Raw genomic sequence first — 15,308 nt, 5'->3', positions numbered from 1 at the left:
TCGCATGAACACGCAAACACCCGGCCGCGTCATTGTTACTGGAGGCGGCTCCGGCCTTGGCGCTGCGATCGTGGAAGCCATCCGCGACGCCGGCGGCACACCCTTCGTCTTCGATCGCGATGTCAGCAACGTGTCCGGCGCCAAAGCCCTGGAAGTGGACGTCTCCAACCGTGAAGCCGTGGAAGCTGCCGTCAAAGAAGCCGCCGAAACCCTGGGCGGCCTGGACGGAGTGGTGACAGCTGCAGGCATTGATCGCTGCGGCAAGTTGGGCGATGTCCCGGCGGAGGAATGGGAAAAGGTCATCGGCGTGAACCTCCTGGGCACCGTGTCCGTGGTCCGCGCCGCCCTGCCGTACCTGAAAGGATCCCGCGGACGGGCCGTCACCATCGCCTCCACCCTGGGCCTACGGGCCCTGCCGGATGCAACGGCCTACTGCGCCTCGAAGTTCGGTGTGATCGGCTTCAGCCGCGCGCTCGCCGCAGAGACCGGCGGCGTCATAGGCGTCACCACCATCATCCCGGGCGGCATGAAGACCCACTTCTTCGACGACCGGGACGAGCAATACAAGCCGCAGGACGATTCCAAGCTCAACGATCCCGCCAATGTGGCCCAAGCAGTGGTGTTCGCCCTCTCCCAGCCGTTCGGCAGCGAGGTCCGGGAACTCCTTATCTGCCCCGCAGAAGAAGGCTCGTGGCCGTAAGGTCCAGCACGTCCTGAACAACGTCGGCCACGGCGATGCCCCTGATCAGGGTGTCGTCGTGGCCGCAGTGCGGCGCCGTCCAGCCCACCTGGGTCACATCCGCACCACATACCGGACACTGGGTCACCCACGACATATGGACGCGGTGCAGGCTCCGTCCGCGCGGCCCCGCATTGAACGCATTGCCCACCCAATAGATCCCGACAGTCGGCGTCCCCACTGCCTGCGCCAAGTGCCGGGGGCCGCTGTCGCTTGCGAGCATCACCGTTGCATCAGCCAACAGCGCCGCCAAGTCACCAATATCCAGTTCCCCCGCCACGGAGCGCACGGCCTGCCGATCATTTGGTGCCAGTTGCCGGACCGCGAGCTCCGCCACTTCCTGGGTCAACGCCTTTTCTGACCGGTCGCCCACTACCAGCACCTGGGCACCTTGGGCAGCTAGTCCCGCCGCGGCTTCAGCGAAGTACGACGCCGGCCATCGCCTTCGCGGATCGGTGGCTCCCGGGTGGACCACCACCAGCGATGTCCGCCGGGGGTCCCTGAATCCCACGATGTTCCGCTGGTGCTCCGGCCCGGGAAGCAGGGGAGGGGAAATGATAGTGGGAGCTCCGGCGAGGCCCGCCACCTCCAGCCACCGGTCCGGTTCGTTCTGGTAGTAGACGTAGTCAAGGTTCCGCTCCAACGGCTCCGCGTCCCTGGTGCGCGTCCCCACGGTATGCCGCGCACCGAGCCGAAGCAGGAAAGGGTTGGAAAACCGTCCGCCTCCGTGCATTTGAAGTGCGATATCGAACTCCCTCGCCTGCATCGCCTCGAAGAACGCCTCCTGGGCGGCGACGTCCTCGGCGTCGTCCTCAAAGCGCTCGCCGTTGCGGGGACCGTCGTGAACGCCGCGAGCGACGGGCAGCATCTCGACGTCGTCAACCGGACCTTCCGTCGCAGCCGCAACTGCCGCGTGGATGGGCGTACCCAGGAGCGTGATGGTGGCTTCGGGGTAAGCGTTCTTCACGGCGTGGAGGGCCGGATACGTATAGATCAGGTCCCCCAATCCACCGCCCCTAAGGACCGCAATCCGCTTGACGTCGCTGAACTTCTCCAGCACGGGACCCACCCCGGGGGTCGGATTCGTCAGCGGTTTCTCCATGGATGATTCCTTTCGCTGCCAAGCTTGCGGGCCGGTTCTTCAGTAGCTCCGGGGCCGTAGTGGTTCCGTGGGGAAACTCCCGGGCCCGGCGTGTGAAGCCCGTGCCGCGGGGTACCTGAGGGGAACAGGAAACTGTAAGCCCAACCGGAAGGTACCCCATGGCACGCCTATCCAATCAAGAGGGCCCGGCCAATCAAGAGGGCCCGGCCAATCAAGAGGGCCCGGCCAATCACGAAAGCCGGGGCAGCAAAGAAGGCCTGGCCCATCAGGAAGGCCTGGCGGACTGGTTGCCGGGCCGCTTGGCCGAAGCCCGCCCCGTTGTTACGGTCATCGGCGACTCCATCCTGGACGGCTGGTGGGATGGAACCATTGACCGGTTCTGCCGCGAAGCCCCAGCCCCGGTGGTCCAGGTCAGGCGCCGCGACTTCGCCCCGGGCGGTGCCGCCAACACGGCCATGAACCTGGCCGCGATGGGGGCGGACGTTCGTTTCGTTTCACTGGTGGGGGAGGACCAGGGAGGCCAAACACTCCTTGAGCAGCTCGGAACGGCAGGGGTGGACGTATCGCACGTGGTGTCCCATGCCGGGATGACCACCACCACCAAATTCCGCGTGAGCAGCGGAGGCCAAGTGATGCTGCGCTTGGATGATGCCGCCGAAGAGGCGCCGGCGGATGGCCTCCGTCAGGTGGCCGACGCCATCCCCGAAGCACTCCGCGGTTCCTCAGCCGTGGTGCTCTGTGACTACGGGGCAGGGGCTTTGGAAGGCGCTGTTCGGGACGTAATTTTCGAGCATCTGGGACCGGATACTGAGGCCGGGTTCCCCCGCGCCCGCCAGGACACCCTGGTAGTAGTGGACGCCCACTATCCAGGACGTTGGTCAAGCCTCCAGCCTGACCTCGCTACCCCCAATGCGCAGGAAGCGGCAACGCTGCTCGGGACAGAGTTCCCCGGGGGCGCAGCCCGATGCCCCTTCGTGGAAGCCCACGCGGACCAGCTCCTTCGCACCTCAGGTGCGGCCGCCGTCGTCGTGACGTTGGACCGGGAGGGGACCCTCACGATCCGGCCCAACGGCGACTCCCCTAAACCGGCAACCCACAGGACATGGGCGAGGCCCCAGGCGGAAAAGCAGGCCTCAGGTGCCGGCGATACTTTCGTAGCTGCGTTGACGATTGCCCGGGCTGCGGGGCTGCCGCTCACTACCAGCGTGGACCTGGCCCAAGCCGCTGCCGATGTTGTTGTGCATCGGCCAGGTACTTCCGTCTGCACCACTGACGAACTGGCCAAGCACCTCCGAGGCTTCGCGGACACTGCGCTAACGGACTCCGAGCTGGCCCGGCATGTGGAGGAGCATCGCCGGGAAGGCAAGCGGATTGTGCTCACCAACGGGTGCTTTGATGTCCTCCATCGCGGCCACACCCGCTACCTCAACCAAGCCAAGCAACTGGGCGACGTATTGGTGGTGGCACTGAACAGCGATTCTTCCGTGCGGAAGCTCAAGGGCCCGGACCGTCCGGTCAACCATGAGGCAGACCGGGCGGCAGTCATCGCCGCGCTGAGCTGTGTGGACCATGTCACCGTCTTCGATACCCCTACTCCCATACCGCTCATAGATCTCCTGCGGCCCGATGTCTATGCAAAGGGCGGCGATTACACGCCTGAGATGCTCCAGGAAACCGAAGCCGTGGAACGCTACGGCGGAACTGTGACCATCTTGGATTACGTGCCCGAACACTCCACCACAGCCGTTTTGGAACGCATCCGTTCCACGGGCGAAACCCCGCAGACCTGAGGAAACAGCCATGCGTATAGCGATCATCGGTGCAACAGGACACGGTGGTACGGAACTGCTGAAGCGGCTCCAGCGGGCACGCTCCGAAGAAGGCGCGGACCTGGAATTGGTGGGTGTCGTCCGCAGGCAACCCGACCCGGACGCCGCTCCCTATCACGGCGTGGAGTGGCACACCTTGGACATCAGCGCCGCCGAGGACCAACCCGCGCTGGAAGCAGCCTTGGCCGGAGCCGATGCCGTGGTTCATCTTGCGTGGCTGATCCAGCCGAACCACAACCGGGAGATGCTTCGCCGGACCAATGTGGCCGGAACAGCCCACGTGCTGGCCGCGGCGCGCAAAGCCGGAGTGGGACACGTGGTGTGCGCCTCATCCGTTGGAGCGTACTCGCCGGCTCCCAAGGACCAAAGGACCAAGGAGGGCTGGCCGACGGGCGGCATCCGCAGCTCGCACTACAGCGTGGACAAGGCGGCGCAGGAAAGGCTGCTGGACGGTTTCGCCAAGGAGAACCAGGACATCGTGGTGGCAAGGCTCCGCCCCGCGTTGATGTTCAGCGCTGGTGGCGGCAGCGAGGTAGGACGCTACTTCCTGGGACGGCTCCTGCCTCGACTGGTTCCGCGGAAGCCGTGGCTGCCGCTGCTCGCCATTCCCAAGGAGATGGTGTTCCAAGCCGCCCACACGGCCGACGTCGCTGATGCGTACTGGCGTGTGGTGGAACGCAAGGCGGAAGGTGCTTTCAACATAGCCGCCGAGCCGGTCATCGACCCCAATGCCTTGGCGTGGATACTCAACGCCCGGCGGGTGATGCCGTTCCCGCTTCCGGTGCTGCGCGCCGTCGTCGAGGTCAGTTGGCGGCTTCGGCTGCAGGTGACCGACGGCGGGTGGGTGGACATGGCGGCCAACGCGCCCATCATGGATACGTCCCGGGCGCACGCTCTTTTGGGCTGGTCGCCCAAGCATTCTTCGTTGGAGTCACTGGCGGAAATGTTGGACGGTATAGGCGCAGGCAAGGGGCGGAAGGGCTCCCCGCCGCTGCGACCGCGCTAGCCCTTACTCGGAGGACGCCACCACTATTCGGACGACAACACCACGGTGAGGATCCGGCGCAAGCTCATGGCCACGGACGCCGGTGCGTTTACCGGTGCTTGGTCAGCGGCCGCTTGGGCCACGGCATCACTAAGGGCGCCAATGCTGTCCTTCGCCTGCGCCAAACGGTTGGCCAGTTCGCCGGACTCCGCGTCACGCCAGTGGTCCACCACGCTGGCCACGGACTCCAAAGCATCCGAGAGGGGGCCAACCACGGCATCGGGGATGACGGTTCCGGCGCCCTCTTCCCAAATGGCGCTCGCCAGGACGTCGGTGATGTCCTGGACGTGGAAGGTGAGGCGTTCCAAGGTTCGGAGGCCTGCGAGGTCGCTTGGCAGGCGGGTTGCACGACGTCGGGACCGGGGGTTCGCTTTTGCGCTCAGTTCAGCTTGATGCACGGCAGTCCGAACGCCGGCCGCTGTGAGCGAGAGTTCGTCGCTGCGGCTGGCCCAGGCCTCGTGGTTAGGTGGCCAGGACTCTTCCATGGCTCGAGCCATGTCCTTGAGTTGGCGGGACAAAGCGCCTTGGTGTCCGGCGATGGCGGGATCGATGTCGTCCAGGTGCAGCGGCGGGAAGATCAGCCAGTTCACCGCAAATCCAACGGTGACGCCCAAGGCCATTTGGAGGACGTAGGCGAAGGAAAATCCCTCTGCGTTTGAGTCGCCCAGTACCAGCACGAAGAGCGCCGCCATGGGAATCCATTCAGACGCAGTGCCCAGCCGGGGAAGCCCGCCGATGAGCACGCCAAGTCCCACCACCACGGCAACAGCCAGGGCAGTGGGCGCGGCAACTGTGGTGATGGCGAAGGCCATGCCGATGCCCAACACCAACCCCGCCAGGCTTTGGAGTCCATGCTTGGCGGAGTCGGCCACGGTGGGGTGCATGCTCACCAGGGCGCCCAGCGGCGCATAGTACGGATAGGCTGCGGCGGGGCCCGGCATGAACGGTGCAAGGTACCAGGCCAGGCCTGCCGCGACAGCAGTTTTGGCGGCAAACAGGAGTCGGTGGCGGGTGACGGTCTTTCGAAGCGCGGGAATCAGCCGTCGCCTCGTGGGCAGTTGGCTCATTAAACCTACGTTGGCAGGTATGTCCTCCCGTGTCGAGCCACAAGCGCTGAAAGTGGGGCAGGCCATCTTTTGAAAATGTGGTGATTAGAACCGTGACAAGCGGGTACACACCCATTGATAGTAACGATACTTACTATCCCGGCTGCTGTCCGCAGCCTGCCAACTGTGGAAAGAGAGCGATAATGACTGAGAGCAAATCGCCGCAGGACGGAAGCTTCGCGGCGCCAACCACCGGTGCCCACGCAGGCACCGAACCGTTCACGGGAAACTACTTGGACTCGGCCGATGTTGAGACCGCCGGAACCACAGGAATCAGCGGAACCCCTGCAGGTTCGGGAACAGGTTCCGCAAGCTCCGGGAAGGTGGATACTGCCAAGGAGGAAGCGGCGGGAGTCGCAGGCGCTGTATCCGACGCCGCGGGCGGAGTCGTGGACACCGCCAAAACCGAGGCCGGGCACGTAGCCCGCGAGGTCAAGGTGAATGCCCGCCAGTTGCTGACCCAGACCAAGGGTGAGCTGACCGATCAGGCCCAGGCCCAGCAGCAGCGTGTTGCGGAAGGTTTGCGGTCTATTTCCGACGAACTCTCCACCATGGCCAACTCGACTGAAAACGGTGGTGTTGCCACGGACCTGGTCCAGCAGGCAGCCCAGCGCTCCTCCTCCGTTGCCCAGTGGTTGGAAGGCCGGGATCCCGGCTCGCTGCTGGATGAAGTCAAGGGCTTCGCCCGCCGTAAGCCAGGAACCTTCCTGCTGCTGGCAGCTGGAGCCGGTGTCCTTGCCGGCCGCCTGGGCCGCGGAATGGCAGGCAACGCTTCTGATTCGACCTCCAGTGGCACTCCAGTCGCCACGGAGACACCTCGGGCCGTTTACTACCCCACCCAGGGTGGGGCTGTAACGCCTCCGGCAGTGGACCTTCCCGGGCCCACAACCACCACCGCGGGATACGGTGCAGCCTCCACCACGGGAGTAGCGGCAGGTGGCGCAGGCACAGGGTACGACGCCGGCACTACGGGCGGCTACGACGGTTCCACGCTTCCGTATCCGGAGACAACCGCCGGTGGAGTCAAAGCACAAGGCGACCCGCTCGCTGGAGCCATTGACCCCGAGAGTCCCCTTGACCCGGATGACCCCCAGTACGGAGGTCACCGATGAGCAGTCCCGCCGATCTGCCTCCCACAGAAGCCCACGTAAAGGCGGAAACTCTTCCCCTCGGTGAGCTCCTGAGCGACCTGACGCGCGACGTTTCCACGTTGATGCGCCAGGAAGTGGAGCTGGCCAAGGCGGAACTGAAGGAGTCCGCCACCAAGGCCGGCAAGGGCGCGGGGATGTTGGGTGGGGCTGCTTACGCCGGCCACATCACCGTGCTGTTCCTGTCCATTGCCCTGTGGTGGGCATTGGGTCAGCTTGTTGGCTTGGGATGGTCCGCTGTTATTGTCGCGGTCATTTGGGGCATCGTTGCAGCAGTTTTGGCTGCCAAGGGCCGCAAGGAACTCAACGCCATCAAGGGCATGCCCCGGACCGCTGAAACGGTCAAAGAAATACCCCCCGCTTTGAAACCGAACACTGAGGAGACACGATGACGCAGAACCCCGACGCCCTGCGCGCCGATATCGAAGAAACTCGCCGGCGGCTCAGTACCAACGTTGACGCCGTGGCTGACAAGGTCACGCCCTCGCACATTGTTAATCGCAGGGTGGACAAGATCAAGACGGCTGTGTTCGGCGCCCGCGATGATGTCAGTGGTGCTGCAGGCAACGCCGCACACCGGACCGGGGATGCTGTTTCGGGCGTTGCCAGCAACGTTTCCGGTGCGGTCTCGGACCTCGGTGACGCACCGCAGGCCATCACCCGCAAGACGCAAGGCAGCCCGCTTGCCGCCGGCCTCATCGCCTTCGGCGCAGGTTTGCTGGTCTCGGCCTTGATTCCGCCGTCGGAGAAGGAGCGCGAAGCTGCCCAGGCTCTGAAGGAAGCGGCCCAGCCGCTCACGGATGAAATCAGCCAGGCTGCCCAGGAAGTTGCCGAGCACCTGCGCGAGCCGGCACAGGACGCAATGCAGAACGTCAAAGACAGCGCCACGGAAGCCGCGGCCAACGTCAAGGACGAAGGCCAGGCAGCAGCCTCGGACGTTCAGGACCGCGCGCAGACGGCAAAGGACAACGTCAGCAACCAGTAAGTTGACCCGCTGACCCAACTGAGTCGCAGCAGATGCCCTTTTGAGCCCTCAAAACGGCGTCAGCTGCGACTCAGTTGGGTTTGCTGCGTTCCCGCGACTAGCCGCGTCCGTGCTTTTCCGGGCCAGCGCACTTCGATTCCAGGTCAGCGCACTTCGAGGATCAACTGCAGCAAGCGGGCAGCCGCCGGACGTGCGGCATGTTCCTCCGCCCACTGCGCGCGTGCCAGGGCTTTGCTCACGGCCTGGGTAGTGATGCCGAGTTCTTGGGCCACGGTCTTTTGTTGGCCCCGGACACCCGGAGTCAGCAGATCCAGCACCCGCCATTCCGCCGGGCTCCTGTGCAGCACGATATGCCCCAGGAGCCGCAGGACCGCCTCGGCTTCAGAAGCAAGGGCCGCGACGGGGCCGTCCACCGCGACGGGGACCCGCTCCTTGCCGTTACGAAGCCGATCGACTGCTCGCCGGGCGTAAACAAGTCCGTGCCCCGACGCATCCTTGACCAGGTTGGGCAGTGGTTCATTAAGGGGTCCCACACCGATCCCCACGTACCACTGGCCGGTTCGGAGCGCGATCAGTGCAGTTTCCACCGCTTGGTTGCTGCATTCGACGATGCCCTGCACCTCATCCTCAACCGAGCGGTCAAAGTCGAGCCGCGCAGGAATGTGCCGCAGGTCCTTGAGCAACTGGGGCACGAGATCGCCGTCGCGGCGGCTGTCGCGTTGGTTGATGGTGAGAGTGAACATAGTGGATCAAATGCTACCGGCTGGTAGCGGGTCTGCAAGGGCAAAATTTGCCCATCGTTAAGGAAAGCCAGTCAGTCAAGCGCGGTTGGTCCAGTCAGTACGACGGCGGGCAGCGCACCCGACGTGGCGCGTAAGGCATCGGTCATACCTGCATCACGCAGGCATTCCTGGATCACCACCACCAAGGGTCGCGTATCTTGGTCGGAAGCAAACACCCAGTACCTCCCACGAGCTTGGAAGACCACGGCATTCCGGCCTCCGGCTCCCAACGAAACCTTCCGGCGTGCCACTAGTCGGCGGTCGGGATCACTGCCGTCCGCCGTGGTCACCGCCTTGATGCTCCCGGGTACGATGTCGCTCCACGGAATCAGCACCTGAGTCTGCTCTTGGGAGTACTTGGCCACCACCCCGCGGTCAAAAACCAGCAGTTTCCGGAAGCTTCCCAGAAAAGTCATGCACCACAACAACAAGCCGGTGAGGACGCTCGCGGTGACAAACAGTGCCGGATCGTTGAAGTGTCCGGCGTCCCTGGTGGAACGAAGGGGGCTAATGAATTCGGCGATGGTCCCGAAGACGAACCCCACCACCAAGCAGGGGATCAGCGCCTTCCAGAAGATCCTGCGTGAGGAAGCGACATGACGCAGCCGGCCGAGTTCGGGCCCGAGCCTTCGCTCAACCCTGCGAACCAGCCAGTTACGGCCGCGCATCCGGACGCTGGCCGTAGAGGTTGGGCATGTTCCGTCGCTCCGCTTCGGCTGCCTGTTCTGCGGCCACAACCTTGGGGTCCGGAACGGGCTGCTGGCCTTGCGCGATTCCCGAGCGACGGTCGACCGCAGCAAACTTCGGGTCCCACGTGTCGTCTCCGCCACCACTTATTGCGGAGGCAATGAACATCACCACGAAGAAAGGGAAGAAAGACCAGCAGATGGCACGCCAACCGCCCAGCCAGGCTCCCGCCGTCGTGCCGTTCCTAATCCGCACGGAGCGCATGCCGGCGGCGGCGTCGCCCACGCTGCCCACGGATCCCCAGATCATCCCGTAGGCGAACAGCCCCACGAACCAGAGGACAACGTAGAGCGTCAGCCATAAACCGTCGTTGTATCCGAGCGCCGAGCCGTTGTTCATCATGGATTCCCGGACCACAGCAAGGATTACGGCCAGCACCACGTAGCCAACCAGGAACACCAGGGCATCCAGCACCCGGCCCCAGAAGTGGGCGCCTCCCGAGGCCTTGACGAAGTACGCGCCGGTCTCGGGGTGGCGGCGAACGGGGCGGCCGTTAACAGGATCAAGCAGCCCTGTGAGGGTAGTGGACTTCGAAGTGCTCATAAAGGGCTTTCAGCTCGACGGCGGTGGATGGCTTCGGTGTGGAACGTCAGGCTAGTCCGGCCAGCCCACCCAGGACGCGGGCCAACGAGGCAGCGGAGGTTTCCTGTAGCTCAAACGACACCGATTCCGTCTGCTCCGGGCCGGATTCGGGTGAACCTTCCACGCGGGGGGTCAGCACGTGAACACCGGACGGGCCGGTGTATACCGTGACCGTGGGGAATTCGTTGGTATCGGAATTGAAGGCCACCACGTTGCTCGCGGCCTGGGTATCGGCCAAGGCGGTGGCGGCGTGCGCCTCGAACTGGGCTTCCGTGTAAATTGCGGGTTCGGTGTCGCGTGCGGCTGCCTGCTGGGGGTCTACGAACCCGGCCAGGCGCGGTACCAGCTGATCACGGGTGACAACAGTGAAGCCGTGCAGCCCGCTTTCGTCCACTTCTTCCAGCAGGACGCCTTCATCGTGGAGGTAGCCGTACAGCCAGCGCTTGCCGGTGGATACGGTGCGTTCCGCGGAGACTACGCTGCTGCCGCTGCGGCGCAGCGTGAGGGCGCCAGTAATTTCTTCGGTGGCATGCAAGCGGGACGGCTCGGTTTCGCCTTCAAAGACCACGGGGTACACGAGTTCCTTGGCGAGCAAGCCGCGCAAGGCGACAGCGCACATCAGTTCCTTGCTGGCGTCCTGGGCCGAAAGCCACGGCAGGGCAACCAGTTGTTCGTGCTGAACACCGTCCAGGGCCACAACTTCTTCATCGGTCAGCGTGGGCAAAGACGCGCCGATCGCGCTGGCCGAAGCCAGAACCTTGGCCGCGGCCTCAATGTCCCGCTGGGTCCATTTCATGGTGCTGGTGGTCATCCGAATATCCCTCCGACAAAGTTTCCGACTGACTTGGCGGCGTCACTGACCCCGTCTGCCACCTTACTGCCTACGTCCTTGGCGAAGCCTGCCACCTCCTTGGCCCCGTCAGCGATGTAACTGCCAGGGTTGCGGGCGAAGTTGCTGATGGAGTCCCAGTTGTCGGCTACGAGGTTACCCAACGCCCACGCGCCCGCAACGATGCCGGCGCCGATGACGATGGGAGCACCGATCGGTCCCAGCAGGGCTGCGCCGCCGGCTGTCATAAGCATGATGCTGCCAACGCCGCCAACCACGGACAAGCCGCCTGCGACCCGGTCACCAGTACCGCGCCAGCCGTCGTGCTCGGGGTTGATCATGTCGCTGATGCCGCCCACTATGTTGAGCGGTGCCGCCAGGGCTCCGGCAATGCGGAGGCCCTTGGAGAACTTGCTGGCCTCCTGGAAGGCCTGGCTGTAGGGGATGTTGGCTTTGAGGTCGGTGAGGACGTCAGTGACTTTCTCACCGTTGCGCAGTGCGGTCATGGCATCGCGGACCACAGTCCCGCCGGCCCGCCAATTGGTCAGGACTTCGCGCGTCTTCACCCATTCCGCGTTGCCAAGCTTGAGGTACTTGTACGCCGTCCACAACGGGGCAGCCACACCCTTGACGCCCATCGCGGTGTCATAGACGTCCTTGAGGACACCAACCGAGGAGCCGGAGCCATCATTGTGGCTGGCGAACTCCTGCTGGTTGGCGTGCTTCTTCAGCTGGCTCGCGTTTTCGCGCAGCATGTTGGCGGCCTTCACCAGGCTCTGCCGGTGCTGGCTGTTCCAATCGCCCTTGAATACCGTGGCGTCCCGGCCCTGCCACGCCGTGGTGGAGTTGATGGCGTTGGACAACTGCGTGCTCTGCAGGCTGATGGCGTCGGCGGCTTTGCCCATCACACCCGCCAGACTGCGAAGCTGCGCAATGTCCGCGCCGTAAAACCCAGCCATAAGGAAACCCCCTGTGAACATGCATCGAAAAGTCTCGTCCCAGCCTAGGCGGACCGGCAAGCTGCTGCGATGGGGAGACATGCCCATGTGCATAAACCGTTAAAGAACGACGGCGGCCGGCGGGGTCCAGAGGGACCGCACCAGCCGCCGTCGGGCGTCAAGCGTTAAAGGCCGTGAAAATCAGTGGCCTTCAGCCGAGAAGCGCTTGATGGAAGCTTCCAGCTCGGCTTCAGCAGCGGCGCGGTCGCCCCAGCCTTCGGCCTTGACCCACTTGCCGGGCTCCAGGTCCTTGTAGCGCGTGAAGAAGTGCTCGATTTCCTTGACCAGGAATTCGCTGACGTCGCTGACTTCCTGGATGTGGTCGAAACGTGCGTCAACGGGGACGCAGAGGACTTTGGCGTCTCCGCCGCCGTCGTCGGTCATGTTGAAGACGCCGATGGGGCGCGATTCAACGATGACGCCCGGGTGCAGATCGAAGTCCTGCAGGAGCACCAGTGCGTCCAGCGGATCGCCGTCTTCGCCCAGGGTGTTCTCGAAGAAACCGTAGTGTGTGGGGTACTGCATGGAGGTGAACAGGACGCGGTCCAAGCGGACACGGCCGGTTTCGTGGTCAACTTCGTACTTGACGCGCGATCCCTTGGGGATCTCGATGGTGACGTCGTGCTTCATGGAATGCTCCTTGACGGGTGTGGGTGGGGCGAGGCAGGCAAAAGCGCCGCCGGCGCCGCCGACTACTATTGAGGATATAGCGAGAGGCCCGGGTTTCTTGAACCGGCGGGGACATTTCAGGACTGACAGGACCAAGCAACTTCCATGATGGGCGTTAAAAACGGGGGTGCCCGCAAGCGGGTGCCCGCGGCGTGGGGGCGCTTTACGTGGCCGGTGCTGTTGACCACCGTCCTGTTGTGCCTCGCCGCCGTGGTCACAGTGGGCATGTTTCCCAACCTGCTCAGTTTCCCCAAGCCCCCGCCGTCCATTCCCTCCTGGCAACAGGTGCCGGACCGCCTCTCGGGGGCAAACAGCGTGCTTCCGTTGGGCGACTCAGCGCCTATCCCGGTTGCCGGCGAGGTCGCAAAACTCCTGGACTCCACGCTCAAGCCGGACGGTGGGGGCAGTATGAGCGGCGTGGTGCTGGACGCGTCCACGGGTCAGGTCCTTTTCGACCGTGAGGCTGATGCCAACCGCATCCCGGCCTCGAATATGAAGCTGTTGACCGCCGTGGCTGCGTTGAAGGCCCTCGGTCCCGAGTCGCGGTTCACCACCCGAGTGCTCGCGTCCGACAATCCCTCCACAGTGGTGCTGACCGGAGGTGGGGACGTTCTGCTCGGCGGTTCCGCCTCGGAGCCCACAGCTGTCCTGGGCCGTGCCGGACTGGCGTCGTTGGCTGCGGACACGGCTGCCACTTTGGCCTCGGCCGGAGTGCAGGGACCAATCACCGTACAAGTTGACGACTCGCTCTTCAGCGGCGCACCCCTTAACCCCGCATGGAGTTTGGACGATGTCGCCGCCGGCGAAACCGCGCCCCTGTTCTCCTTGGCGTTGAACTCCGGCCGTTATGCCCCGGACGTTTTGACCGGTCCCAGACCCCAGGATTCCGCCATCACCACCGCCCAGGCGTTCGCCGGGCAATTGGCGGCTGCCGGTGTTTCGGTGAGTCCCGGCGTCGAACGCGGTAAAGGCCTCCCCGCCAAAGAGCTGGCCGCTGCAGAGTCCGCCACCGTCAGCGAGCAAGTGGACCTGATGCTCGAGTCCTCGGACAACTTCCTCGCAGAAGCGCTGGGGCGCATGACCGCCTTGGCGTCCGGTCACGGGGGGACGTACGACGGCGCCACCGCAGCCGTGCGGCAAAGGCTGGGGGAGTTGGGAATCGCCACGGATTCGATGCAGTTGGCCGACGTTTCAGGCCTTGCCTTGGAGAACCAGGTGACTGCCCGCCAGTTCGCTGAAGTTGTCCGTGCCATCACCAGCGGGCCTCACCTTGCCTTGCGGACCGCGCTCGACGGTTTCCCGGTGGCCGGCCTCACCGGGACCCTGGGCGACAGATATGCCGAGGCCGGTACGTCCGAGGGCGCCGGGCTGGTGCGGGCCAAGACGGGCACGTTGAATACCGTGATCGCGTTGAGTGGCTATGTGGTGGACGCCGATGGGCGGCTGCTGGTGTTCTCGTTCATCGGCAATGGCCTGGACCCTGGAGCGGCGGGCAACAAGGTGGCCATGGACCGGTCGGCGTCAGTGCTGGCCTCGTGCGGGTGCCGGGGCTGACTCCTCCGCGCGCAGCGAACTTAAGGCACACTGTCAGCCTCGTGTGGTGTGATGGACCGTATGGTGTCATCTGCCCGAGATTCGTCAGCAGGGGCCCAGTCCCTGATCAATTGGGACCTGGCCGCCTCTACGGCTGCCCGGCTTGCCCCGCCAGGTCCGGAGCTTAGCGCCGGGGAGATCGGCAAAGCCGTGGACAATCTGCGCTTCAACGCGGATATTTCCGTCCCGCACGTGCACGACATCACCGGCTTGGATGCCGCGAGGGACCTGCGTGATTCGCATGTCCTGGTGGTGGACCGGGCCTCGTGGTCCAAGGCCAATACCCAAAGCTTCTCCGTGATGCTCCAGCCTGCGCTGAAGAAGATGCTGGAGAGCCGCAGTGGAGTGGCGATGACCCCGGCGGCGGCCGCCGCCAGCGGAGCCATCACGGGCACCCAACTCGGCGCAGTGCTCGCATTCCTCTCCAGCAAAGTCCTCGGCCAGTACGACCCCTTTGCCGCCTTGGCCCCCGATTCCAATGTTCCACCGGGCGGCCGACTCTTGTTGGTTGCGCCGAACATCATTTCCGTGGAGCGCGAACTTAACGTCCACCCTGACGACTTCCGTCTCTGGGTCTGCCTGCACGAACAGACCCACCGCGTGCAGTTCGCGGCCGCACCGTGGCTCCGGCACCACATGCTGGATGAAATCGAGAAGCTCAGCGGCAATCTCCTGGGCAACATGGATACGTTGGTTGAACGCGCCGGCGCTGTAGCCAAGTCCCTGCGGGACCGTAACCCCTCCGAGAAAACGCCGGGCCGCGGCGCTATCCTGGATCTCCTCCAGAACCCGGAGGAAAAGGCGTCCCTATCCCACATCACAGCGGTCATGAGCCTCCTCGAGGGTCACGCCAACGTGGTGATGGATGCTGTGGATTCGAGCATTGTTCCGTCCGTGAAGACCATCCGCCAGCGCTTCAACGAGCGCGGCAAGGACCGCGGTGTGGTGGAGAAGTTCATCCGCAACCTCCTCGGTCTGGACGCCAAGATGCGCCAGTACACCGATGGCGCCAAGTTCGTTCGGGAAGTTGTTGGCGTGGCCGGCATGGAGGGCTTCAACAAAGTGTGGAACTCCGCCGGGTATTTGCCCACCGAGGAAGAAATCCACAACTCCAAGCTGTGGCTTGAGCGGATGGGGCTTTGAGCGTTCCTTCC

General features: G+C 64.4%; 16 protein-coding genes. 8 read left to right on the top strand and 8 right to left on the bottom strand.

Annotation, left to right across the window (positions count from 1 at the left end; genetic code table 11):
* The first annotated feature begins 4 nt into the window (after positions 1 to 4).
* Positions 5 to 700: an SDR family oxidoreductase gene (locus ACLRGI_RS09240; protein ID WP_419201369.1), complete on the top strand. Its 696-nt coding sequence runs from the start codon at positions 5 to 7 to the stop codon at positions 698 to 700.
* Here ACLRGI_RS09240 and ACLRGI_RS09235 read toward each other — a convergent pair.
* Positions 666 to 1,841 (bottom strand): glycosyltransferase family 9 protein, encoded by a 1,176-nt coding sequence (locus tag ACLRGI_RS09235; RefSeq protein WP_419201368.1) that lies wholly within the window; start codon positions 1,839 to 1,841, stop codon positions 666 to 668. The two genes, ACLRGI_RS09240 and ACLRGI_RS09235, sit on opposite strands and share 35 nt — an antisense overlap.
* 158 nt (positions 1,842 to 1,999) lie before the next feature.
* Here ACLRGI_RS09235 and rfaE2 point away from each other — a divergent pair, with 158 nt between their 5' ends.
* Both rfaE2 and ACLRGI_RS09225 read left to right on the top strand, forming a co-directional pair.
* Entirely contained in the window at positions 2,000 to 3,631 is a 1,632-nt protein-coding gene (gene rfaE2, locus ACLRGI_RS09230; RefSeq protein WP_419201367.1) for a D-glycero-beta-D-manno-heptose 1-phosphate adenylyltransferase, read from the top strand.
* Positions 3,632 to 3,641: 10 nt separating this feature from the next.
* Positions 3,642 to 4,676 carry an NAD-dependent epimerase/dehydratase family protein gene (locus ACLRGI_RS09225; RefSeq protein WP_419201366.1) on the top strand — a complete coding sequence of 345 codons (1,035 nt, stop codon included), beginning with the start codon at positions 3,642 to 3,644 and terminating at the stop codon, positions 4,674 to 4,676.
* 23 nt (positions 4,677 to 4,699) lie between these two features.
* Here ACLRGI_RS09225 and ACLRGI_RS09220 read toward each other — a convergent pair whose 3' ends face one another.
* Complete coding sequence (locus tag ACLRGI_RS09220; protein WP_419201365.1) at positions 4,700 to 5,782, bottom strand: FUSC family protein; 1,083 nt, start codon at positions 5,780 to 5,782, stop codon at positions 4,700 to 4,702.
* A gap of 182 nt (positions 5,783 to 5,964) precedes the next feature.
* Here ACLRGI_RS09220 and ACLRGI_RS09215 point away from each other — a divergent pair, with 182 nt between their 5' ends.
* From ACLRGI_RS09215 to ACLRGI_RS09205, 3 genes are read left to right on the top strand one after another with little or no spacing between them, the layout of a single operon-like run.
* The gene (locus ACLRGI_RS09215) at positions 5,965 to 6,933 is read left to right on the top strand and encodes a hypothetical protein (protein WP_419201364.1); all 969 of its coding nucleotides are present in this window, start codon (positions 5,965 to 5,967) and stop codon (positions 6,931 to 6,933) included.
* Entirely contained in the window at positions 6,930 to 7,361 is a 432-nt protein-coding gene (locus tag ACLRGI_RS09210; protein ID WP_017198262.1) for a phage holin family protein, read from the top strand. The genes ACLRGI_RS09215 and ACLRGI_RS09210 overlap by 4 nt, the downstream gene beginning before the upstream one ends.
* A complete protein-coding gene (locus tag ACLRGI_RS09205) occupies positions 7,358 to 7,954 on the top strand; it encodes a DUF3618 domain-containing protein (protein ID WP_419201363.1) in 597 nt (198 codons plus the stop codon). The genes ACLRGI_RS09210 and ACLRGI_RS09205 overlap by 4 nt, the downstream gene beginning before the upstream one ends.
* Positions 7,955 to 8,097: 143 nt before the next feature.
* Here the strand turns inward: ACLRGI_RS09205 and ACLRGI_RS09200 are convergent, their stop codons facing one another.
* The 6 genes from ACLRGI_RS09200 to ACLRGI_RS09175 form a co-directional block, all read right to left on the bottom strand.
* The gene (locus ACLRGI_RS09200; protein ID WP_419201362.1) at positions 8,098 to 8,697 is read right to left on the bottom strand and encodes a hypothetical protein; all 600 of its coding nucleotides are present in this window, start codon (positions 8,695 to 8,697) and stop codon (positions 8,098 to 8,100) included.
* A 71-nt stretch (positions 8,698 to 8,768) separates the two neighbouring features.
* On the bottom strand, positions 8,769 to 9,404 hold the full coding sequence (locus tag ACLRGI_RS09195) for a hypothetical protein (protein ID WP_419201361.1): 636 nt from the start codon (positions 9,402 to 9,404) through the stop codon (positions 8,769 to 8,771).
* Positions 9,391 to 10,026, bottom strand: a complete 636-nt coding sequence (locus ACLRGI_RS09190; RefSeq protein ID WP_419201360.1) for a hypothetical protein — start codon at positions 10,024 to 10,026, stop codon at positions 9,391 to 9,393. Before ACLRGI_RS09190 ends, ACLRGI_RS09195 begins: the two co-directional genes overlap by 14 nt.
* A gap of 46 nt (positions 10,027 to 10,072) precedes the next feature.
* Complete coding sequence (locus ACLRGI_RS09185; protein WP_419201359.1) at positions 10,073 to 10,876, bottom strand: hypothetical protein; 804 nt, start codon at positions 10,874 to 10,876, stop codon at positions 10,073 to 10,075.
* Positions 10,873 to 11,853, bottom strand: coding sequence for a hypothetical protein (locus tag ACLRGI_RS09180; protein WP_419201358.1), 981 nt, complete (start codon positions 11,851 to 11,853; stop codon positions 10,873 to 10,875). Before ACLRGI_RS09180 ends, ACLRGI_RS09185 begins: the two co-directional genes overlap by 4 nt.
* 180 nt (positions 11,854 to 12,033) lie before the next feature.
* Positions 12,034 to 12,522 carry an inorganic diphosphatase gene (locus tag ACLRGI_RS09175; RefSeq protein ID WP_014920365.1) on the bottom strand — a complete coding sequence of 163 codons (489 nt, stop codon included), beginning with the start codon at positions 12,520 to 12,522 and terminating at the stop codon, positions 12,034 to 12,036.
* Positions 12,523 to 12,669: 147 nt separating this feature from the next.
* Here ACLRGI_RS09175 and dacB point away from each other — a divergent pair, with 147 nt between their 5' ends.
* Positions 12,670 to 14,115: a D-alanyl-D-alanine carboxypeptidase/D-alanyl-D-alanine endopeptidase gene (gene dacB / locus ACLRGI_RS09170; RefSeq protein ID WP_419201532.1), complete on the top strand. Its 1,446-nt coding sequence runs from the start codon at positions 12,670 to 12,672 to the stop codon at positions 14,113 to 14,115.
* A gap of 60 nt (positions 14,116 to 14,175) precedes the next feature.
* Positions 14,176 to 15,297 (top strand): Rv3626c family coenzyme F420 biosynthesis-associated protein, encoded by a 1,122-nt coding sequence (locus ACLRGI_RS09165; RefSeq protein ID WP_419201357.1) that lies wholly within the window; start codon positions 14,176 to 14,178, stop codon positions 15,295 to 15,297.
* Positions 15,298 to 15,308 lie beyond the last annotated feature (11 nt).

Source organism: Paenarthrobacter sp. PPS72, from assembly GCF_048537125.1.
Taxonomy (GTDB): Bacteria; Actinomycetota; Actinomycetes; order Actinomycetales; family Micrococcaceae; genus Arthrobacter; species Arthrobacter nitroguajacolicus_E.
The sequence above is the reverse complement of the archived record's forward strand: the minus strand, read 5'-3'. Positions and strand labels throughout refer to the sequence as shown.